A 20,453-nucleotide genomic window follows, 5' to 3' on the forward strand; every position below is an offset into this window, starting at 1 on the left:
CCTCAGCCGACGAGCTCCGGGTCGCGGGCCTTCGCCCGCCGGCTCGCCACGAGGCTGGTGGTGATGGTGACGGCCAGGATGCCGACGATCACGAACAGCGACGCCAGCGTCGGCACGTCGGGGACCGACGGCCACACCAGGTGCGCCCAGTGGAGGACCAGCTTGGCGCCGATGAAGCCGAGGATCGCGGCCAGGCCGTAGCTCAGGTGGACCAGCGCGCTGAGGGCACCCTCGAGCACGAAGTAGAGCGCGCGCAGCCCGAGCAGGGCGAAGGCGTTGGTCACGAAGACGAGGTAGGGGTCGCCGGTGATGCCGTAGACGGCAGGCACCGAGTCGACGGCGAAGACGATGTCGGTGGCGAACACGGCGGCGGTCACCAGCGCGAAGGGCGTCAGCACCCGCACGCCCTTCCGGACGACGGTGAGGCGCGCGCCGTCGTACTCGTCGCTGACCGGCATGAAGCGGCGCAGCACCTTCACGATGCGCAGCTCGGCCACGTCGACCTCGTGCTCCTGGCCGCGGACCGCGTCGCGCAGCAGCTTCAGGCCGGTGACGAGCAGGACGCCGCCGAAGACCAGGAAGACCCAGTCGAAGCGGGACAGGGCGGCAGCGCCGAGGGCGATGAAGATGCCGCGCAGCACGAGCGCGCCGACGATGCCGTAGAGCAGCACCCGCTGCTTGAGCACCTCGGGCACCGCGAAGGCCGCGAGCAGCAGCATGAAGACGAAGAGGTTGTCGACGCTGAGCGTCTTCTCGACGAGGTAGCCGGTGTAGTACTCCAGCCCGCGGTCGCCGCCGTGGGCGTTCCAGACGTAGAGGCCGAAGGTGAGCGGCAGCGCGACGTAGAACGCCGACCACGCCAGCGCTTCCTTCATCGACACCTCGTGGGGCCGCCGGGTGGCGACGAAGTCGACGACGAGCAGGGCGAGCACCACACCGATGGTGACGAGCCAGAGGGTGGGGGACGCGATGGACGACATGGGTCTCCTCAGGAACGAGCTCCTGAGGTCTCCCCCGCCGCCTCGCTGAGCCGGCCTCTCGCCGGGGCGCCTGCTGAGGCGCCGTAGTGACCGACGAGCGTTGGTGGGGTACTCCCCTCGGGGTGCAGTTTAGTTGACCGGACAACCGGCTGGCGAAACGGCCCGGCCCCCGTAGTCTCGCGAGCATGGAGACACGCGAGTACGACGTCGTCGTCATCGGCGGCGGTCCGGTCGGGGAGAACGCCGCGCAGTACGCCGTCGAGGGCGTCGAGGTCGACGGCCGCGCCATGACGGCCGCGATCGTCGAGCACGAGCTGCTCGGCGGGGAGTGCAGCTACTGGGCGTGCATGCCCAGCAAGGCACTGCTGCGCCCGGTCGCCGTCGCCGCCACGACCGCCGACCTGCCCGGTGTCTCGACCGCGCACGTCGCGGCGAAGGCGCTGCTCGAGCGCCGCGACGACTGGGTCTCCCACTACGACGACTCCGGCCAGGTGTCGTGGGCCGAGGGAGCCGGCCTCGCGGTCGTCCGCGGCTCCGGTCGGCTGGCCGGCGAGCGCACGGTCGCGGTCGCCACGCCGTCCGGCGACGAGGTGCTGCTCACCGCGCGGCAGGCCGTCGTGATCGCCACCGGCAGCGAACCCGTGGTCCCCGAGATGTACGCCGACGCCCTCCCGTGGGGCTCGCGCGACGCGACCGGCGTGGTCGAGGTCCCCGACCGGCTGGTCATCGTCGGCGGCGGCGTGGTCGCCTGCGAGGCCGCGGTCTGGATGTCGGCGCTCGGCTCGTCGGTGACCCTGCTCGCGCGCAGCCGCCTGCTCGGCCGGTCCGAGCCGTTCGCCGGCGAGGCCGTGCTGGAGGGCCTGCGCGAGCGCGGGGTGACCGTGCACATCGGCTGCGAGGTGACCGGGGTGCACCGCGTTGATCCGGCGGCGACCGGCATCGGGAAGGTCCACGGCGGCGCCGTCACGGTCTCGACCACCCGCGGCGAGATCGAGGCCGACGAGCTGCTCCTCGCCATCGGCCGTTCACCGCGACTGGAGTCCCTCGGCCTGGAGACGGTCGGCCTCACCCCGGACGACGTCACCGAGGGTCGGCTGCCCGAGTGGCTGTCCGCCGTTGGCGACGCCAGCGGCGGGCCCCCGCTCACCCACTGGGGCAAGCACCAGGCACGCGTCGCCGGTGCCCGGATCGCCGCCCGCGCCACCGGCGAGGTCGCGTGGGAGCCGGACCGCGAGGCACCCGTGCCGCAGGTCGTGTTCAGCGAGCCCGAGGTGGCGAGCGTGGGGCTCACCGAGGCCGAGGCCCGGTCAGCAGGTCACGACGTCGTGGTCTCCCGCGTGCCCACCTCGGCCGCGGCGGGCACCGGGCTGCTGCGCGACCACGTCGCGGGCCAGTCGCAGATCGTCGTCGACGCCCAGACCCGCCTGCTCCTCGGCGCGACCTTCGTCGGCCCCGAGGTCGCCGAGCTGGTCCACGCCGCCACCGTCGCGATCGTCGGCGGCGTCCCGGTCCACGTGCTCCGCCACGCCGTGGCGTCGTACCCCACCGCGAGCGAGCTCTGGCTCCGGATGCTCGAAGACCTCCCGCGGGAGTTCCGCCGGCCGTGAACCGACGGTCCCGCGCGGAGATTGAATTGATCTCAAGTCAATCCGGAGACGCCGGGTCCAGTCCGCTGGTGAGTGGCGGGTGTTTCGTCGCGGCGCGCCCGGGAGTGCAGGAGGAGCGGCAAAGCCGGAGGAGCGAAGCGGGAGAGGGTGCGGGCGCGACGACGAACGAGCGGGTTACGAGCGCCGCGACATGCGCCGGAGCGAAGCGGAGGCGCCAAACAAGCACAGGATCGATGTGCCCGACCACCCCAGCGCACGCGGATCGTGGTTTCGAGGCTCGTGTCGAAACCAAGGGCACCGGGAGGCCTCAGCCGCGCTCGCGGAGGTACCTGCCGAAGTGGGGGACGGTGAAGGCGATGCGGCCGCGCTCGCCGGAGTAGACGAGGCCCTTCTTGAGGAGCGAGTCGCGGGCGGGTGAGAGGGACTGCGGCTTCTTGCCGAGGGCGGCGGCGACATCGGCGCTGAGGACGGCGTCGGAGTCCGGGTCGGCCCCCGACTCGACCTGGGCGACAGCGACGTCGGCCATCGCCATCAGGTAGTCGCGCTCCCCCGGCGTGGCGCGCTCGTAGCGCGAGCCGAAGAACCCGACGGCGAGCTCGGACTCAGCCTCGGGGGCGGCGACGGCGACGTCCGCGGCGGTGATCGGCGAGCGGGGGGCGAGGTCCCAGACGGCCTTGCCGTAGGCCTGGATGAAGTACGGGTAGCCGCCGGTGGCGTCGTACATCGCGGCGAGGGCGTCGGGCTCGAAGGCGGCGTCCTCCGAGGCGGCGGGCGCCTCGAGGGCGCGGTCGGCGGCGTCGCGGGTGAGCCGGTCGATGCGCTGGTAGCGGAAGAGCCGCTCGCTGTAGGACTTGCTGGCGCTGAGCACGGCGGGCAGGTGCGGCAGCCCGGCACCGACCACGATCACCGGCAGGCCCGACTGGCTGAGCTCGTGGCAGGCGGCGCAGAGCGCGGAGACGTCATCGGCGCCGAGGTCCTGCATCTCGTCGATGAAGATGCCGATGCCCTTGCCCGCGTCGGCGGCGAGCCCGCCGAGGTCGGTGAAGAGCTCGACGAGGTCGATCTCGATGTCGCCGGAGTCGGCCCGCCCGCGCACGGCGGGCACGTCGATGCCCGGGCTCCACTGGTCCTTCAGCTTGGCGTTGGAGCCGGCGTCGCGGTGGGCGAAGGACTTGATCACGCCGAGCACGTGGTCGAGCGACTCCTCGTCGCGGTGGCCGAGCTCGCGGACGGCCTGGTGCAGCGCACTGCTGAGCGGTCGCCGGAGGCCCTGGCCGGGACGTGCCTCGAGCTTGCCGGTCCCCCAGCCCGTGCGTACGGCGGCCCCGCGCAGCGCGTTGAGCAGCACGGTCTTGCCGACCCCGCGCAGCCCGGTGAGCACCAGGCTGCGCTCGGGACGGCCCTTGGCGACGCGTTCGAGGACGACCTCGAAGGCGGAGAGCTGCTCGTCGCGGCCGGCGAGCTCGGGCGGGCGCTGGCCCGCGCCCGGGGCGTACGGGTTCCGGATCGGGTCCACGATCCGACGCTATCGGGGAATCTAGGCCCATCCCTAGAGACCCGGATACTCGGCGAGTCGCCGAAACGGTTGAACGATCGCATCCGTGACCGAGCCGTCCGTGACGCACCCGCCCTGCTAGCCCGCCTGAGGGGAGGAGCGCTCGACGCGGTCGCGGGCGGCGTCGTAGGACTCGTCGAGGCCCTTGCGCAGCAGTGCGATCAGGTCGGGCACCTCGTCTGCGGCCAGCCGGAACGTGCCGGCGCAGACGTTGTCGCGCCACAGCGACAGCACCACGAGCAGCGACTCCTGGTGCCAGGTCACGCGCAGCGAGCGGTCCTCACCGCGGGGGTCGAGGAAGACCGCCCCGGTCCGCTGGATGCGCTGCTGGGCCATGTCCCATTGTGACCCGGCCCACAAAGATCTGCCTAGACTCTGGTTCGTGCCCGAGCTGCCGGAGGTCGAAGCCCTCGTCCAGGACCTGCGCGGACGCCTGGTCGGCCGGGCCATCACCCGCATCGACCTCGCCGCCTTCAGCGCGCTGAAGACCTTCGACCCGCCGCTCCAGGCGCTGCACGGCACGCTGGTCGACGACGTCACGCGGCACGGCAAGTTCCTCGACATCGACGCCAGCGGCGTGCACGTGGTCATCCACCTCGCGCGCGCCGGCTGGATCCGCTGGCGCGACGAGGTGCCGGCCCTGCCCGCCCGGCCAAACAGCAAGAACCCGCTGGCGGTCCGGGTTGTCATCGACGACGAGGTGGGGCTCGACATCACCGAGGCGGGCACCAAGAAGAGCCTGGCCATGTACGTCGTCCGCGACCCCGCCGACGTGCCGGGTGTGGCCCGGCTCGGGCCCGACCCGCTGGCCGACGACTTCACCGTCGACGTGCTGCGCTCGATCCTCGAGGCCGAGGGCCGCAAGCAGATCAAGGGCGTGCTGCGGATGCAGTCGATCGTCGCCGGCATCGGCAACGCCTACTCCGACGAGATCCTGCACGCGGCGAGGATGTCGCCGTTCAAGCCGGCCAACAGCCTGGACGACGCCGAGCTCCAGACGCTGTACGACGCGATCCGCGACACCTTGACGGGCGCCGTCCAGCGGGCGAGCGGGGTCGCGATGAGCGAGCTCAAGGGCGAGAAGAAGAGCAACCTCGCGGTCCACGGCAAGACCGGCCAGAAGTGCCCGGTCTGCGGCGACGTGGTGCGCGAGGTGTCGTTCGCCGACTCGAGCCTGCAGTACTGCGCGACGTGCCAGACGGGCGGCAAGCCGCTGGCCGACCGGCGGATGTCGAAGCTGCTGAAGTGAGGCCCCGGGCATGTAGAAGGTGCTGGTCGGACCCACCCCCGTGACAGTCCGACCAACACCGTGCGTCAAGTTTACCTTGACGAGGGTGCCTCATGTCACGCAGTTGCGCCCTTGGACGCCGACTTCTTCGCAAATCGCTCCCACGCGGCCTGCCGGGTGACGCCGAGGACGCGCCCGATCTCGGCCCACGTGACGCCGCGATCGTGCAGCATCTCGACCCACTCCTGGGCGAAGGAGAAGTTCTGCTCGGCCGAGGCGAGGATCTGGGGCAGCGTCGCCAGCAGCTCTGGGTCGGTCATCCGCTCCCACGGCATCGTCGCGCGCGCCGCCGCGACCCGCTCCGGGTCGTGGAGCACCTCGTGGAAGGTGTCGACGCACGACTCGCAGACCTGTGCGCCGAGCCCGCCGATGAGGGGGACGTCGGTGCCGGGCCCCCCGGGCGTGGCGCAGAAGGAACAGATCCTGCCCTCACGGGTCATGCTCATGCTTTCGCCTTCCGTCACCGACCCAATGGACACGATGCTACCGGGCTCCTCCACCCCGCGGGGTGGAGCCGACGAAAGTGCCGTCACTGCATCTCGGGGACGTCGAGGTCCCCGAACATCGAGCCGCAGGTGTCGCCGACGTAGGTCGTGAAGGCCTCGACCTTCTTCTTCGCGTCGGCCGACATGTCGCTCTCCAGGGCGTCGAGGTCGGGCGACTTGAGGTCGGCCTCCGAGATGTCCTTCGCCGCCTTGATGGTCTCCTCGAAGCCCTCGCGCGCGTCGTCGGAGATGCCGTCCGGGGTGCCGACCTTCTCGATCTCCTTGGCCCACGTGTGCATCGCGTCGGCGAGCTCCTTCTCGCTCGGCAGCGCCGCGTCGGGGTTGGTGAGGTCGATGTCGAGGTTGGTGAACAGGCTCGACTGGGCCTTGCAGAAGTCGTCCTTGCTCGCGTCGGCCGGAGCGCCGCCGCCACCGCCTCCGCACGCCGCGGTCACGGCTGCGACGAGCAGGATCGCGCTGGTCGTGGTGAGGCGGGTCAGGATGTTCATGGGCTCCCCTTCGCACGGACGCGGCGTTCGCGTCGACATCGGGTGCCTACCCTGTCGTGGCGCGCCTCAATCGTCCACTCCGAAGGCGGCCGGCTGGGGAAGGCCGAGCGCCTGCTCGACCGCCTCGAGGTACTCCCCGCGCGGGCGTCGTACGACACCGAGGGTGGCGAGGTGCGGGGTCTGCCACTGCACGTCGAGCACCCGGTGGTCGGCGTGCTCGTCGCGGAGCAGGTCGACCAGGCCGACGAGCGCGACCTTCGAGGCGTCGCGGTCGTGGTGGAACATCGACTCCCCGGCGAACAGCCCACCGATGCTGACGCCGTACAACCCTCCGGCGAGCCGGCCGTCGCGCCACGCCTCGACCGAGTGCGCCCAGCCGAGGGTGTGCAGCCGGGTGTAGCCGCGCACGAACTCCGGCGTGATCCAGCCGTCGGGCCGGTCCGGGCTGCCGCACTGCGCCATCACCTCGTCGAAGGCGGTGTCGACGCGGATCTCGAAGTCGCGGGCCGAGCGCCGCAGCGACCGCGACACCTTGAGCGCGTCGAGCGGCAGCACACCCCGCTCCACCGGCGAGAACCAGCCGAGCTCCTCGCGGTCAAGGGTGACCGGCATCGGGAACAGGCCGAGGCTGTAGGCGGTGACCAGCGTGCCGGCCTCGAGGTCGGCGCCGAGCGCGACGAGGTCGTCGTCGGGGTCCCACGTCGAGTGGTGGGGGAACGCCCACGGCGTCGGGTCGGGCGCGATCGGCACGCTCTCACGCTAGCGAGTCGCCCCCACCTCGGCCGTACGATCGCGGCATGGGGTTGAAGCAGACCGTCGGGCGCCAGCTCGCGCCGCGCATCCAGGAGCTCGCACCCGGGCTGACGACCAGCTTCGTGCGCGAGGCGCTCAACCGCGCGATCGACGGTGTCGGCCCGCTCGCCCCCGCCGCCACGGCCGCCGACAAGCAGCTCGACGAGCAACGCGGCGACGTCGAACGCGCCATCCACGAGGTCATCGAGAACAACGTCCGGATGGCCGGCGCGCAGGGCTTCGTCACCAACATCGGCGGCCTGGTGACCATGGCCGTGACCATCCCGGCCAACGTCACCGGCCTGGCCCTCATCCAGTGCCGGATGGTCGCCGGCATCGCCCACCTCCGCGGCCACGACCTCGACGACCCGCGGGTGCGCAACGCGATCCTCGCGCTGCTGCTCGGCGAGGAGCAGGTCGGCGACCTGGTGAAGAAGCGCAAGCTGCCCTCGACCCCGATGGGACTCGCCACTGCGCCGGCCCACGACCCGACGCTCGACGGCACCATCTCCCTGGTCGTCGCCACCGACATCGTCACCCGCGTCGCGGGCAAGCGCCTCGCGACCACGGTCGGGCGCCGGGTGCCGGTGATCGGCGGCGTCGTCGGCGCCGGTGCCGACGGCTTCGCGACCTGGAAGGTCGGCCGCTACGCCGACCGCGAGCTGCTGCCGCGCAAGCGCTGATGCGCCTCCTGCTGCTCGCGCTGGTGCCGCTCACCGCGTCCTTGGCGGCGACATCATCACCGGTCGGGGCCACGGACGCGACGTGCGAGGGTCGCGCCGCGACGATCGTCGCCGTCAAGGGACGGCCCACCCAGGGCACGGAGGGCGACGACGTCATCGTCGGCACCGAGGGCCCGGACCGCGTCGACGCCCTCGGCGGCAACGACGTCGTCTGCGGGCTCGGCGGTGGGGACGTGCTCCGCGGCGGGGCGGGCGACGACCGGCTCCTCGGCGGCCTCAGCGGCCGTGACGAGAACGGGGTCTACCAGGCAGACCTGGTCGTCCCCGGTGCCGGTGACGACACCATCGACGTCGGGCTCGACCCGACCGCGCTCACCGACGGACAGGAGGACAACGGGCCTGGCTACGACACCATCAGCTGGGCGGACAGCCCGGCGGGCGTCACGGTCGACCTCGTGGCCGGCACCGCGGTCGGCGAAGGTTCGGACACGATCGTCCTCCAGCCTGCGATTGCGGTCGTGGGGACGGCACACGCCGACATCATCACCGGGTCCGATCGCGACGAGGTGTTCGACACCGGGGCGGGCGACGACGTCATCACCGCCGCGGGCGGCGACGACTCGATCGTCCCGCGGAAGGGTGACGACCGCGTCGACTCGGGGGACGGCGACGACTTCCTCGTGATCGGCAGTGGTGCGGACGAGGTCGACACCGGACCTGGTGCCGACTTCGTCGACGTGCAGTGGCGTGCCGCGGGATCGAGGATCCAGACCGGTGCCGGTTCGGACTCGATCCTCACGACCGGGTCGGCCGACGTCGACTCCGGGGGCGGGCGCGACGACGTGACTATGGTCCTGCGCCCCGGCGACCGGTTCGCCGTCGCCGGTGGCACCGGCCGCGACGACGTCGACGTCGTCCCGCGCGGCTTCGGCGACGCCCGGATGACCTGGGACAACTCCCGGGGCCGGGTCAGGACCGGCACCGGGGTCATCGGACGGACGTCCGGCTTCGAGCGTCTCGTCCTCGGCGACGGGGTGCGGTGGACCTTCGACGGGGCCGACTTCGGTGAGCGCGTCCGCGCGTTCTACGGAGCCGCGCCCGTCCTGCTGCACGGAGGCGGCGGGCCCGACGTCCTCTGGGGCACCGAGAACGACGACGTGCTCGACGGCGGGGCCGGGCGCGACGTGCTGCACGGCAACCCCGGCCGGGACGCCTGCCGCGCCGGCGAGGTGCTCCGCGGGTGCGAGTCGCGCGGCTGACGGACTACTTCTTGCCCTTCATCCGCCGATAGGCGTCGAGGGTGCCGCGGCCGGCGGGGCTCTCCTCGAGGGTCCGCACGACCTTCCGCTTGACGCGGTACGTCGGTGTGGCGCGGGCCCGGTCCACGTCGTCACGCGCCTCCCGGAGCTCCTCGTGCAGCCGCTCCTCCACCGCACGGAGGCGGGCGCCCTCGACCAGCAGCGCGCTGATCGCGTCGAGGGCCGACGGCAGCAGCAGCTCGGCGGTGACGGTGTCGGGGTCGACGAACGTGCCGAGGTCGGGACCGACGAGGTCGTCGAGCGAGCCCGAGACGTCGTACCCCTCCTCGGCGATCGCGGCAACCCAGCCGCGCGAGAGGTCCTGCGCCCAGGCGTGGTCCTCGGGTGAGAGGCCGAGGCGCGCCGAGGCGACGCCGCGCGACAGGGTCTGGTGGGCGAGCAGCTCGCGGACCAGCGGGCGGTAGTCGGGCGGCGAGATGATCGAGGTGACCCGCTGGTTGATGGTGCGCAGCAGCGAGGTCTCCGGAACGCCGAGCGACGGGTTCTCGCGCTCGGCGGTCAGGTCGAGCTCGAGGCCGTCGAGGCCGAAGGTGTGCGAGAACCGGCGCCACAGCTCGCCGCGATCGGAGCCCGACGGCGGCACCGTGACGAGGTGGACCCGCTCCGACGGCAGCGAGCCGGCCCACCGGGCGAGGATGTCGGGGAGCTCCTGCACCGCCCAGAACCACGACCCGATCTTGGAGTCGCGCGCCGGGTCGCGGATGGTCTGCAGGAACTTCGCGTAGGTGATGTGGCTGCGGTGCTTGACGTTCTCCTGCCACTCCGCGGGGATCTGGCGGACCAGGTCGCGCACCGACAGGACGAGGTGGACCTCGGCGTCGCCGAGCGAGGCGAGTGCGCGCTCGACCTGCGTCGGCGTCGCGCGGGCGAAGATCTCGTGGCTGATGATCGCGGTGCCGGGCCAGTCGCGGACCTGTGCGGCGAGCCGGTCCCAGGCGCCGACGGCCTCGGTCTCCAGGCCGCCCCACGGCAGCGTCATCAGGTCGAGCGCGGCGAGGAAGTGCGCGTCGAAGCGGTCGGCGGGATAGAGGATGTCGTGCTCGCGCAGCGTCTTCTGGTTGCGGAAGAGGACGTCCTGGAGGTACGACGTGCCGGTCTTCGGGCAGCCCACGTGCAGCAGCACTCGCCTGCTCACCGCTCCACGCTCCTCTCCACCCTCCGGTCTGCCGCGCGCCACCCGGGATCCACGACCATGCGGATCGCCAGGTCCAGCACCTGCTGGTCGGCGACCCCCGGGCCGGTCGCGGCCGGCGGCTCGGTGCGCGGCGCGAGGGCGGCGAGGTCGCCGACGACAGCGTAGCCAGCGCGGCTGATCTCCCGCGTCATGCGGGCGGCCGAGGCGGCGACCCACTCCCGCTCCCGCGCAGGTACGACGGCAGGTGCGGTGCCCGTGTCGGGGATCCGGTGCTGGAGGGTGCGCATGAGGGCCGGGCGCTCGTGCGCCGGGACCCGGAGGCCGACGACCGCGGCGATGCGGCGGGCCAGCTCGGCCTGGTCGGCGCCGGGCACCCGCACCAGCGGCAGGCGTCGTACGCCGACCTGGCGGGGCAGCCGGTCGTGGTCGGTGACGATCCGGACGAACGGCCGGCGCGCGCCCCACCTGCGGGCCGACGCGGGCAGGTCGGCGCGGGCGGGGAGCTGGTCGCGCTCGCGCCAGAACCGCAGCCACTCGGTCCACGGCGTGCTGCCCGTCTCGAAGCAGCGCTGGGTCCAGGTGTGGGCGAGCAGCTCGTCGAGGGGACGGCCGACGGCGACCAGGAACGGCCGCGGACCGCCCTCGGGGCGCCCGCGCGAGGCGAGGTCCTCGCGCCAGTGGGCGACGAGGACCGGGTCACCGACGAGGCGGTAGCGCAGCCGCCACGGCCGCGCCCAGGTCGTGCGGACCGGGTCGGCGCCGAGCGCGACGAGGTCGTCGGCGAGCAGCACGCTCGCGACCCGGAGCAGCTCGTGGGCGCTGACGGTCGCCGGGTCCACCGGCTGCGCACCGAAGGTCGGGGTCTCGAGGCCCATCAGCGGCAGATCGGCCTTGCCACGCCCGGCGGCGGGTGCCGCCAGCACCCGATCCGCGAGTTGAGTGCTCAACCCGTCGTGGCCGCCGCGGGGCCCAGCACTCGACTCGCGGGCCAGGTTGATCCGACGCAGCAGCTCGAGCTGCTGCGCACCTGGTACGACGCCGGTCGGCGGGTCCGCGGACATGTCGCCGCGCCACGCGAGCCACGGCGTCGTACCGCCCTGGCGCAGGTGGGCGACCCAGCTCTGTGCGCGCCCGGTCAACGGTCGCGCAGTCGACGGGCGGTGCCGCGGAGCCGACCGCCCAGGGTCTCGGTCGAGGCGCGGTTGGCGGCCTCCTGGGTCATCTCGGCCAGCGCGTCGAGGGCGGCGCCGAGCTCGAGCTTGGCCCGGACCAGGTCGGGGTCGCGCCAGTCGGCCTCGGGCGCGGGACGGCGGGGCCGCAGGTCCTCCACGTCGCCGACGACGTCGACCCCGCTGCCCTTGATCCACTCGATCCAGAGCTCGGCCTGCTGCTCGGCGAAGTCGTAGCGGTCGGGAGGCAGCCGCACCGGGATCGCCTCGCGGGACACGAGCACCTCCTGCGCGAGCTGCTCACGGATCAGGCTGTCGTAGACCGGGTCGCGGCGCACGCCGAGCTCGAGGCGGCGGTTGAGCTTGCGGAGCAGCGAGGTCTCGGCGATGCCGAGGGAGCGGTTGTCGCGCTCGGAGTCGAGGGGCGCCCAGGCAGGGTCGATGCCGAAGGCCCGGCAGAACCGCAGCCACAGCTCGTCGCCGTTGGGGCCGCGGTCGTGCGGGACGGTGACGACGTGGACACGCTCGGGCGGCAGCTTCGCGCCCCAGCGGGCCAGCACGGTCGGCAGGTCCATCGCGTTGAAGAACCAGGTCTGGCCGCGCTCGACCTTGGTGAGGAAGCGCTTGAAGGGCCACTTGCGACCCTGCTTGATCGACTCCTGCCACGCGGCGGGCAGCTGGCGGCCGAGGTCGCGCGCGGAGTAGATGACGTGGACCTCGTTGCCGGCGAGGTCGTTCATCGCCTTGGCGACCTTGTCGGGCTTGGCGCCGGCAAGGATCTCGTGGCTGATCACCACGTTGCCGTCGGCCTTCTGGACTTTGCGCACCATCGCGTCCCACGCGCCTCGGGCGTGGCCGGGCGCACCGCCCCAGTCCTGCTCGAGCAGGTCGAGCGCCGCGCGGAAGTGGAAGACGTCGGAGTGCCCGGACCGCGGCGCCGGGATGGTCACGCCGTGGCGCGCCAGCGAGGCGAGGTTGAGGTCCAGGCGGTCCTGGAGGTAGGTCGTCCCGGTCTTCGGGGCCCCGATGTGGAGGTGGACGACGCGGGTCATGTCGCTGATTCTGCCCGAGTGACCGTGCCGCTGGTCGAGCAGGGACGAAGTCCCGTGTCGAAACCGAGGCACCCGATGGGCTCGGTTTCGACACGCTCGCTTCGCTCGCTGCTCAACCAGCGCTCTGCGCGAGGGCGCGGACGACGGCGCTCGGGCTCGGGCGACCGAGCTGTCCGGCCATCCAGACGCTGGTCGCCACGACGGCGTCGAGGTCGACCCCGTGGTCGATCCCGAGCCCGGTCAGCATCCACACGAGGTCCTCGGTGGCGAGGTTGCCGGTCGCGGACTTGGCGTAGGGGCAGCCGCCGAGGCCGCCGGCGCTCGCGTCGAAGGTGGTGATCCCCTCCTGGAGCGCGGCGAAGGTGTTGGCGAGCGCCTGGCCGTAGGTGTCGTGGAAGTGCATCGCCAGCCGGTCGGTGCCGACGCCCGCGTCGGCGAAGGCCGCGACGAGGGCCTTCACGTGGCCGGCCGTGGCGACACCGATCGTGTCGCCGATGCTCAGCTGGCTCGCGCCGAGGTCGAGGAGCCGGGTGCCGGCGGTGACGACCTGCTCGATCGGCACGGCGCCCTCCCACGGATCGCCGAAGCACATGCTGACGTAGGCGCGGACGTCCATCCCGGCCTCGCGGGCGCGCGCGACGGTCGGCTCGAACATCGCGAACTGCTCGTCGAAGGTGCGGTTGAGGTTCTTGTTCGCGAAGGTCTCGGTGGCGCTGCCGAAGATCGCGATGTGCTCCAGGCCGAGCTCGAGCGCCCGGTCGAGCCCGCGCTCGTTGGGCACCAGCACCGGGAGGTGCCGGCCCTCCTCGCCGAGGTCGGTCATCAGCTCCGCGGCGTCCGCGAGCTGCGGGACCCACTTCGGGTGCACGAAGCTGGTGGCCTCGACGACCGGGAGGCCGGCGGCCACGAGTCGTCGTACGAATTCGGCCTTGACGTCGACCGGGACGATCGCCTTCTCGTTCTGCAGGCCGTCGCGGGGGCCGACCTCGTAGATGGTGACCGCGGACGGCAGGCCGTCGGCGGGCACGTTCATCGGGAGGGTCATCTGCGGGCTCCTTGGCTTCGACACGCTCGTTCCTCGCTGCTCAACCAGCGGAGGGCTCGACCACGAAGAGCACGGCGCCGAGCTTGACGAGGTCGCCGGTCGAGGCGCCGACCGAGGTCACCGTGCCGGCGAAGGGCGCCTTGAGCGCGAGCTCCATCTTCATCGCCTCCATCACGCCCAGCGTCTCACCCTCGGCCACGTGCTGGCCGTCGGTGACGTTGACCGCGAGGACGGTGCCGGGCATCGGCGCGAGGAGGGTGCCGTCGCCCGCGACCGCGGAGTGGTCGGCGAACGGGTCGCGCCGGTCGAGGAGGAACCGTTGGCCGTGGACGACGACCTCGGTGCCGTCCCGTCCGCGGAGCACGAAGCCGTCGCCGTGGCTCAGTGAGCCGACTCGCTGCAGGCCCTCTGCGGACGTCGGCCTCGTGAACCAGCCGGACCCGGAGAGGTTCCGGCCGAACTCGGTCAAGGGGGCGCGATCACCGCCCAGCCGGAAGCCGTCGGGCTGCCACGGGCCGCGCGGGCTCGCGTCGAGCGCGACGCCCAGCACCACCCCCGCCAGGACGCGCGCGTCCGCGTCGTCGGGGGCGGGCACCTCGTGGTGGTCGAGCCATGCCGTGTCGATGGTCGTGTCGCGGAACTCGCTGGAGGCGACGAGGGCGCGGAGGAAGCCGGTGTTGGTGGTGAGCCCGAGGATCGCCGTCGCGTCGAGCGCCTCGACCAGGGACTCGCGTGCCGCGTCGCGGTCGGCCCCCCAAGCGATGACCTTGCCCAGCATCGGGTCGTACGACGCACTGACCTCCTGCCCCGACTCCAGGGCGTGGTCGACGCGCACGAGCGCGTCCGGGTCGCCCGACGAGTCCGGCCAGATGACGTGGGTGGCGACCCCCGCCTGGGGGAGGAAGCCGTTGAAGGAGTCCTCCGCGTAGACGCGGGCCTCGATCGCGTGGCCCTCGAGGGTCACGTCTGCCTGCTCGATGCCGAGCGGCTCGCCGGTCGCGACACGCAGCTGCAGCTCGACGAGGTCGACCCGCTCGCCGCGGACCCGCGTCACCTCCTCGGTCACCGGGTGCTCGACCTGGAGCCGGGTGTTCATCTCGAGGAAGTAGAACTCGCCGGTCGCGTTGTCGAGCAGGAACTCCACCGTGCCCGCGTTGGCGTACGACACCTGCTGGGCGAGGGCGACCGCCGCCGAGGTGATCGCCTCGCGCTGGGCGTCGCTGATCGTCGGGGCCGGCGCCTCCTCGAGCACCTTCTGGTGACGACGCTGGGTCGAGCAGTCGCGCTCGAAGAAGTGCAGCACCGTGCCGTGGGTGTCGCCGAGGACCTGCACCTCGATGTGGCGTCCGGACTCGACGTACTTCTCGATGAGCAGGGTGTCGTCGCCGAACGAGCTCGCCGCCTCGCGTGCCGCCGCGGCCCTCGCCTCGGGCAGCTCGGCGGCGGTGCGCACGACACGCATGCCCTTGCCGCCACCACCGGCGGCGGCCTTGACCAGCACCGGGTAGGCGAAGGCTCCCGGGTCCTCGCCGAGGCCGTACGACGGCACCACCGGCACGCCGGCCTGCACGGCGATCTCGCGGGCGGCGTCCTTGCGTCCCATCGCGTCCATCACGTCGGCGCTGGGGCCGACGAGGGTGATGCCGGCCTCGGCGAGCGCCCGGGCGAAGGGCGCGCGCTCGGAGAGGAAGCCGTAGCCGGGGTGCACGAACCCGGCGCCCGACTCCTGCGCGGCCGCGACGACGGCGTCGACGTCGAGGTAGGACCCGACCCGCACGGCCCGGTCGGCAGCGCGCACGTGGGGCGCCGCCTCGTCGAGGTCGGTGTGGATGGCGACGGTCTGCCAGCCGAGGCGCTTCGCGGTGCGCATGACGCGCAGGGCGATCTCGCCCCGGTTGGCGATGAGAAGGGTGGGCACAGTGCTCACATCCTGAAGATGCCGTAGGACGGCTCGGGGATCGGGACGTAGGAGGTCGCGGCGAGGGCCATGCCGAGGACGCGGCGGGTGTCGGCGGGGTCGATGATCCCGTCGTCCCAGAGCCGGGCCGAGGCGTAGTAGGGCGAGCCCTGGGTCTCGTACTGCTCGCGGATCGGGGCCTTGAACGCCTCCACCGCGGCCTCGTCCTCGAGGTCGGTGCGCACGGTCGCGAGGACGGAGGCGGCCTGCTCGCCGCCCATCACCGAGATCCGGGCGTTGGGCCACATCCAGAGGAAGCGCGGGTCGTAGGCGCGCCCGCACATGCCGTAGTTGCCGGCACCGAACGAGCCGCCGATGACCACGGTGAACTTCGGCACGACGCTGCACGCCACAGCGGTGACGAGCTTGGCGCCGTCGCGAGCGATGCCCTTGTTCTCGTACTCGCGACCGACCATGAAGCCGGTGATGTTCTGCAGGAACACCAGCGGGATCTTGCGCTGGTTGCACAGCTCGATGAAGTGCGCGCCCTTCAGCGCCGACTCGCTGAAGAGGATGCCGTTGTTGGCGACGATGCCGACCTCGTGGCCGAAGATCCGCGCGAAGCCGCACACCAGCGTGTCGCCGTAGAGCTTCTTGAACTCGTGGAACCGGCTGCCGTCGACCACCCGTCGGATCACCTCGCGGACGTCGTACGGCGTCCGGGTGTCGGTGGGCACCACGTCGTAGATCGACTCCGGCGACTCGTGCGGCTCCTCGACCTCCGCGGACGGCGTACGAGCAGGGGTGGCGGCGGGCAGCGTGTCGACGATCGAGCGCACGATGGCCAGCGCGTGCGCGTCGTCCTCGGCGAGGTGGTCGACCACGCCGGAAGTGCGGGCGTGGACGTCGCCGCCGCCGAGGTCCTCGGCGCTGACGACCTCACCGGTCGCCGCCTTCACCAGCGGCGGGCCGCCGAGGAAGATCGTGCCCTGGTTGCGCACGATCACCGTCTCGTCGGACATCGCCGGGACGTAGGCGCCGCCGGCGGTGCAGGAGCCCATCACGCTGGCGATCTGCGGGATGCCCTTCGCGGACAGGTTGGCCTGGTTGTAGAAGATCCGGCCGAAGTGCTCGCGGTCGGGGAACACCTCGTCCTGCATCGGCAGGAAGGCGCCGCCGGAGTCGACGAGGTAGATGCACGGCAGGTGGTTCTCCGCGGCGATGGTCTGCGCGCGCAGGTGCTTCTTGACCGTCATCGGGTAGTAGGTGCCGCCCTTGACGGTGGCGTCGTTGGCGACGATGACGCACTCGCGGCCCGAGACGCGACCGATGCCGCCGACGACACCGGCGGAAGGAACGGCGTAGTCATCGGACCCGTACATGCCGTAGGCCGCGAGCGGCGCGAGCTCGAGGAACGGGCTGCCGGGGTCGAGCAGGCGGTCGACGCGGTCGCGGACCAGCAGCTTGCCGCGGTCGGTGTGCTTCGTGCGCGCGGACTCCGACCCGCCCTGGCGGACCCGGGCCAGCCGGGTGCGGAGGTCGTCGACGAGCTCGCGCATGGAGGGTGACGTCTGGGGCTCGCTCACCACCTCAGGTTAGCGATCGTTAACCCACGGAGTCCAGTGGCGGGAACTCGCCGTGCACGGTCGTCCCCCAGCCCGGCGCGGTCTCCAGCCGCAGCCGGCCGCCCGCGGCCTCCATCCGCGCCTCCATGCCGAGCAGCCCGCCTGCGTCGACGAGCGCCTGGTCGAAGCCGCTGCCGTTGTCGGAGACGGTGAAGCTCAGGTGGGGCAGGCCCCGCACGCTCACCAGCACCTCGCTGGCGCCGGCGTGCTTGGCGGCGTTGGTGAGCGCCTCCAGGATGCAGAAGTACGCCGCCGCCTCGACCTGGCGGCTGGGCCGCTCGAAGTCCGCGACGTCGAGGGTCACCGGCACCGTCGAGCGGCGGGCGGTGGACTGGAGGGCGGCGACCAGGCCGCGCTCGGTGAGGAGCGGCGGGTAGATGCCGCGGGCCAGCTCGCGCAGCTCGACGAGGATCTCCCGGTTGTCGGCCGCCAGCTGGCCGAGCAGCGTGGTGGCGCCCTCGTGGCGCCCGGCCTCGAGCTCCTTGCGGGCTCGCTCGATCGTCACGCTCATCGCGAGCAGCCGCTGCTGCGCGCCATCGTGCAGGTCGCGCTCCAGGCTGCGACGGGCGGCGTCGGCCACCTCGACGATGCGGGTGCGCGACTCCACGAGCTGCGTGGACTGGTCGCGCAGGCGCGTGTAGGCGTCGCGCACGAGGAAGACGACGACGCCGACACCCGCCGGCAGGGACGAGGCGATGACGATCGCGTTGACCCACCAGAGCTCGTTGAGCGCCGTGGTCCGGCGCCACTCGCCGAGCGCGGCCACGGAGGCACTGCCGACCACCGCGACCACCATCAGCGCGGTGATCCAGCGCCGGGACAGGTAGGGAAAGCCCACCAGCAGCGGGAACATCGTCAGCAGTGCCGTGAGCGGAGCGAGGTTGGGCGTGGCCCACGTGCCACCGAACGCGAAGAGCAGCGACGAGAGCGCGAGCCCGGCGATGGCAGCGGACGCGCCGTAGCGCCGGCACAGCGGCGGGGTCACCAGCATCAGCACGATCGAGACCACCATGACCCCGAGGTCGATCTCGACGGCCGTGTGCTTGAACCCCGCGAGGTACGCCGCACCCAGCAGGGTGGTCGCGGCGGTCAGCGCGATCAGGTTGATCCGCAGCAGCCAGGCCAGGGCCGGGTCGAGGCCGTCCCAGCCGGCCAGGATCCGCTTCATCGACGGGGCGCTACCCCGCCGCCCACGCCCGCCTCGCTCAGGAAGACCAGGGTGGCGGCGACCCGTCGGTGCACAGGCGCGTCGGACGGCAGGTCGAGCTTGGTGAGGATCGAGTTGATGTGTTTCTCCACCGCGCGGTCGGTGATGACCAGCTCGGCGGCGATCGCCGCGTTGGTCATCCCCCGCGCGACCATCGCGAGCACCTCGAGCTCGCGCGGAGTGAGCCGGTCGAGCAGCGAGTCGTGGCGACGGGTGCCGGTGGCCATCAGCGCGTCGACCACGATCTGGTCGATCACCGAGCCGCCCCCGGCCACGGTGCGGAGCGCAGCGACCAGCTCGTCGACGTCGGCCACGCGCTCCTTCAGGAGGTAGCCCCGGCCGTCGGAGCCGTCGCGCACCAGGTCGAGCGCGTACTCCACGTCGGAGTACTGCGTCAGCGCCACCACGCCGATGTCGGGGTGGGTGCGCCGCAGCTCGCCGGCGGCGCGGATTCCCTCGTCGGTGAAGTCCGGAGGCATCCGGATGTCGGTGAGCAGCACGTCGGGGCGGTGCTCGTCGACCGCGCTCACCAGCTCCGGGAGGCTGGTGGCCGTCGCGACCACGTCGATGTCGTCGTACGCCTCGAGGAGGGCGAGCACACCGGCCCGGAGCAGGTCGCCGTCCTCGGCGAGGACGACTCTGATCTGGGGCATGCCGCGCACTGTAGTCACGGGTGAGGTGCGATGTCGGTAGAGCAGGCACCACACCTCGGATTCCTTCGTCTCCGCGAAACTCTTGACGCCTGTCCAGATGAAATGTGGTGCTGGCACCACTGAAATCGTCGCTGGGCGGGACCAAGATCTCTCTGGTTGGTGCACGAATCTTGGGAGTCAGTGGGCCGTGCGGGGGTGCGGCCCACTGAATGCACCGACATCTCGGGTGGGGCTCGGTGGGCTTGGGAGGGCACGTGATTCCGCTTGCTGTCTGGGAGGCGCCGGAGCGTTCGATGACGCTCCCGGCCCCGCGTGGCTCGTCGCAGTGGTTAACCACCACTAACCTCGACCTCGTGACCCCACGTCGTCAGCAGATCCTCGACATCGCCGCCGAGCTCTTCGCGGCGCGCGGGTTCCACGGCGTGTCCGTCGCCGAGCTCGGCTCGGCCTGCGGGATCTCCGGTCCCGCGCTCTACAAGCACTTCGAGTCCAAGGACGCGATGCTCGCCGAGATGCTGGTCTCCATCAGCGAGACCCTCCTCGCCGAGGGCCGCAGCCGCGTCGAGTCCGCCACCGGACCGCGGGCCGCGCTCGAGGCGCTGGTCGAGTGGCACATCGAGTTCGCGCTCGAGCACCGGGCGCTCATCGTCGTCCAGGACCGCGACTGGAGCAGCCTCCCCGACGAGGCCCGCGAGCGCGTGCGCGCGCTCCAGAGGTCGTACGTCGACGTGTGGGCCACTCAGGTGCGCCTGCTCGACCCGAACCTGAGCCCGGAGACGTCGCGCACCCGCGCCCACGTGCTCTTCGGCCTGCTCAACTCCACGCCGCACAGCGGCCGGCTGCCCGACCCGCAGATGCACGACGTGCTGCGCGAGATGGCGCACGGCGCCCTGGGTCTCGCCTGACCGCGCGACGCCTCCCCCGATAGGGTGAGCGCATGCAGCTGAGCGAGAGCCTCGAGAACGCCTTCAACGCCCAGATCACCCTGGAGTTCCAGGCCTCGCTGGTCTACCGCCAGCTCGCCATCGAGCTCGAGATCATGGACCTGCCCGGCATGGCCGCGTGGCTGCGCCACCAGGCCGACGAGGAGATCGTCCACGCCAACAAGTTCATCGACCACGTCGCCGACCGCGACAACCACCCGCGCATCGGTGCCACCGCGGCGCCGTCGGTCGCGGTGAACTCGGTCCACGACGCCTTCGAGGCCGCGCTGGCCCACGAGCAGAAGGTCTCGGCGTCGATCCGCGACCTCTACCGCCTCGGTGAGTCCGAGGGCGACCTCGACTCCCGCCCGCTCCTCAACTGGTTCCTCGAGGAGCAGATCGAGGAGGAGGCGACCGTCAGCGAGATCCTCGGCCGGCTCAAGATGATCGACGACGACGGCCCCGGCCTGCTCCGCCTCGACGAGGAGCTCGGCGCCCGCCCGGTCGCCACCACCGAGGCTCGCTGAGC

General features: G+C 72.1%; 20 protein-coding genes. 6 read left to right on the forward strand and 14 right to left on the reverse strand.

What is annotated here, in order from left to right:
- Positions 1–2: 2 nt before the first annotated feature.
- A complete protein-coding gene (locus tag J2X46_RS09695) occupies positions 3–980 on the reverse strand; it encodes a TerC/Alx family metal homeostasis membrane protein (protein WP_310249621.1) in 978 nt (325 codons plus the stop codon).
- A gap of 185 nt (positions 981–1,165) precedes the next feature.
- Between J2X46_RS09695 and J2X46_RS09700 the strand changes: the two genes are divergently transcribed.
- Positions 1,166–2,587, forward strand: a complete 1,422-nt coding sequence (locus tag J2X46_RS09700; RefSeq protein ID WP_310249623.1) for an NAD(P)/FAD-dependent oxidoreductase — start codon at positions 1,166–1,168, stop codon at positions 2,585–2,587.
- A gap of 307 nt (positions 2,588–2,894) precedes the next feature.
- On the opposite strand, the gene J2X46_RS09705 is transcribed toward J2X46_RS09700, so the two are convergent.
- Both J2X46_RS09705 and J2X46_RS09710 read right to left on the reverse strand, forming a co-directional pair.
- Entirely contained in the window at positions 2,895–4,103 is a 1,209-nt protein-coding gene (locus J2X46_RS09705; RefSeq protein ID WP_310249624.1) for an ATP-binding protein, read from the reverse strand.
- Between the two features lie 117 nt (positions 4,104–4,220).
- Positions 4,221–4,478, reverse strand: coding sequence for a hypothetical protein (locus J2X46_RS09710; protein ID WP_310249625.1), 258 nt, complete (start codon positions 4,476–4,478; stop codon positions 4,221–4,223).
- Between the two features lie 46 nt (positions 4,479–4,524).
- Here J2X46_RS09710 and J2X46_RS09715 point away from each other — a divergent pair, with 46 nt between their 5' ends.
- The gene (locus J2X46_RS09715; protein ID WP_310249627.1) at positions 4,525–5,391 is read left to right on the forward strand and encodes a DNA-formamidopyrimidine glycosylase family protein; all 867 of its coding nucleotides are present in this window, start codon (positions 4,525–4,527) and stop codon (positions 5,389–5,391) included.
- 95 nt (positions 5,392–5,486) lie between these two features.
- On the opposite strand, the gene J2X46_RS09720 is transcribed toward J2X46_RS09715, so the two are convergent.
- From J2X46_RS09720 to aat, 3 genes are all read right to left on the reverse strand, one after another.
- Positions 5,487–5,876 (reverse strand): ClpX C4-type zinc finger protein, encoded by a 390-nt coding sequence (locus J2X46_RS09720; RefSeq protein WP_310249629.1) that lies wholly within the window; start codon positions 5,874–5,876, stop codon positions 5,487–5,489.
- An 83-nt stretch (positions 5,877–5,959) separates the two neighbouring features.
- Positions 5,960–6,424: a hypothetical protein gene (locus tag J2X46_RS09725; RefSeq protein ID WP_310249630.1), complete on the reverse strand. Its 465-nt coding sequence runs from the start codon at positions 6,422–6,424 to the stop codon at positions 5,960–5,962.
- Between the two features lie 66 nt (positions 6,425–6,490).
- Positions 6,491–7,174: a leucyl/phenylalanyl-tRNA--protein transferase gene (gene aat, locus J2X46_RS09730; protein WP_310249631.1), complete on the reverse strand. Its 684-nt coding sequence runs from the start codon at positions 7,172–7,174 to the stop codon at positions 6,491–6,493.
- Positions 7,175–7,221: 47 nt separating this feature from the next.
- On the opposite strand from aat, the gene J2X46_RS09735 reads away from it, so the two are divergent.
- Positions 7,222–7,899 carry an EcsC family protein gene (locus J2X46_RS09735; RefSeq protein ID WP_310249632.1) on the forward strand — a complete coding sequence of 226 codons (678 nt, stop codon included), beginning with the start codon at positions 7,222–7,224 and terminating at the stop codon, positions 7,897–7,899.
- Entirely contained in the window at positions 7,899–9,158 is a 1,260-nt protein-coding gene (locus tag J2X46_RS09740) for a hypothetical protein (protein WP_310249633.1), read from the forward strand. The genes J2X46_RS09735 and J2X46_RS09740 overlap by 1 nt, the downstream gene beginning before the upstream one ends.
- Before the next feature lie 4 nt (positions 9,159–9,162).
- Here J2X46_RS09740 and J2X46_RS09745 read toward each other — a convergent pair whose 3' ends face one another.
- From J2X46_RS09745 to J2X46_RS09780, 8 genes are all read right to left on the reverse strand, one after another.
- Positions 9,163–10,353, reverse strand: a complete 1,191-nt coding sequence (locus tag J2X46_RS09745) for a hypothetical protein (protein WP_310249634.1) — start codon at positions 10,351–10,353, stop codon at positions 9,163–9,165.
- Positions 10,350–11,492, reverse strand: a complete 1,143-nt coding sequence (locus tag J2X46_RS09750) for a hypothetical protein (RefSeq protein ID WP_310249635.1) — start codon at positions 11,490–11,492, stop codon at positions 10,350–10,352. Before J2X46_RS09750 ends, J2X46_RS09745 begins: the two co-directional genes overlap by 4 nt.
- On the reverse strand, positions 11,489–12,574 hold the full coding sequence (locus J2X46_RS09755) for a hypothetical protein (protein WP_310249636.1): 1,086 nt from the start codon (positions 12,572–12,574) through the stop codon (positions 11,489–11,491). The genes J2X46_RS09750 and J2X46_RS09755 overlap by 4 nt, the downstream gene beginning before the upstream one ends.
- A 112-nt stretch (positions 12,575–12,686) precedes the next feature.
- Positions 12,687–13,619, reverse strand: coding sequence for a hydroxymethylglutaryl-CoA lyase (locus tag J2X46_RS09760; RefSeq protein ID WP_310249637.1), 933 nt, complete (start codon positions 13,617–13,619; stop codon positions 12,687–12,689).
- A gap of 40 nt (positions 13,620–13,659) precedes the next feature.
- On the reverse strand, positions 13,660–15,537 hold the full coding sequence (locus J2X46_RS09765) for a biotin carboxylase N-terminal domain-containing protein (protein WP_310249639.1): 1,878 nt from the start codon (positions 15,535–15,537) through the stop codon (positions 13,660–13,662).
- Positions 15,538–15,542: 5 nt separating this feature from the next.
- Positions 15,543–17,075: a carboxyl transferase domain-containing protein gene (locus J2X46_RS09770; RefSeq protein WP_310250706.1), complete on the reverse strand. Its 1,533-nt coding sequence runs from the start codon at positions 17,073–17,075 to the stop codon at positions 15,543–15,545.
- A gap of 46 nt (positions 17,076–17,121) precedes the next feature.
- Positions 17,122–18,309, reverse strand: a complete 1,188-nt coding sequence (locus tag J2X46_RS09775) for an ATP-binding protein (protein WP_310249641.1) — start codon at positions 18,307–18,309, stop codon at positions 17,122–17,124.
- A complete protein-coding gene (locus J2X46_RS09780; RefSeq protein WP_310250708.1) occupies positions 18,306–18,992 on the reverse strand; it encodes a response regulator transcription factor in 687 nt (228 codons plus the stop codon). The genes J2X46_RS09775 and J2X46_RS09780 overlap by 4 nt, the downstream gene beginning before the upstream one ends.
- A 362-nt stretch (positions 18,993–19,354) precedes the next feature.
- Here J2X46_RS09780 and J2X46_RS09785 point away from each other — a divergent pair, with 362 nt between their 5' ends.
- Together J2X46_RS09785 and J2X46_RS09790 are read left to right on the forward strand one after the other, a co-directional pair.
- Positions 19,355–19,906, forward strand: coding sequence for a TetR/AcrR family transcriptional regulator (locus J2X46_RS09785; protein ID WP_310249643.1), 552 nt, complete (start codon positions 19,355–19,357; stop codon positions 19,904–19,906).
- Positions 19,907–19,938: 32 nt separating this feature from the next.
- Positions 19,939–20,451, forward strand: coding sequence for a ferritin (locus tag J2X46_RS09790; protein WP_310249644.1), 513 nt, complete (start codon positions 19,939–19,941; stop codon positions 20,449–20,451).
- Positions 20,452–20,453: the final 2 nt, after the last annotated feature.

It is taken from the genome of Nocardioides sp. BE266 (assembly GCF_031457855.1).
Lineage (GTDB): Bacteria > Actinomycetota > Actinomycetes > Propionibacteriales > Nocardioidaceae > Nocardioides.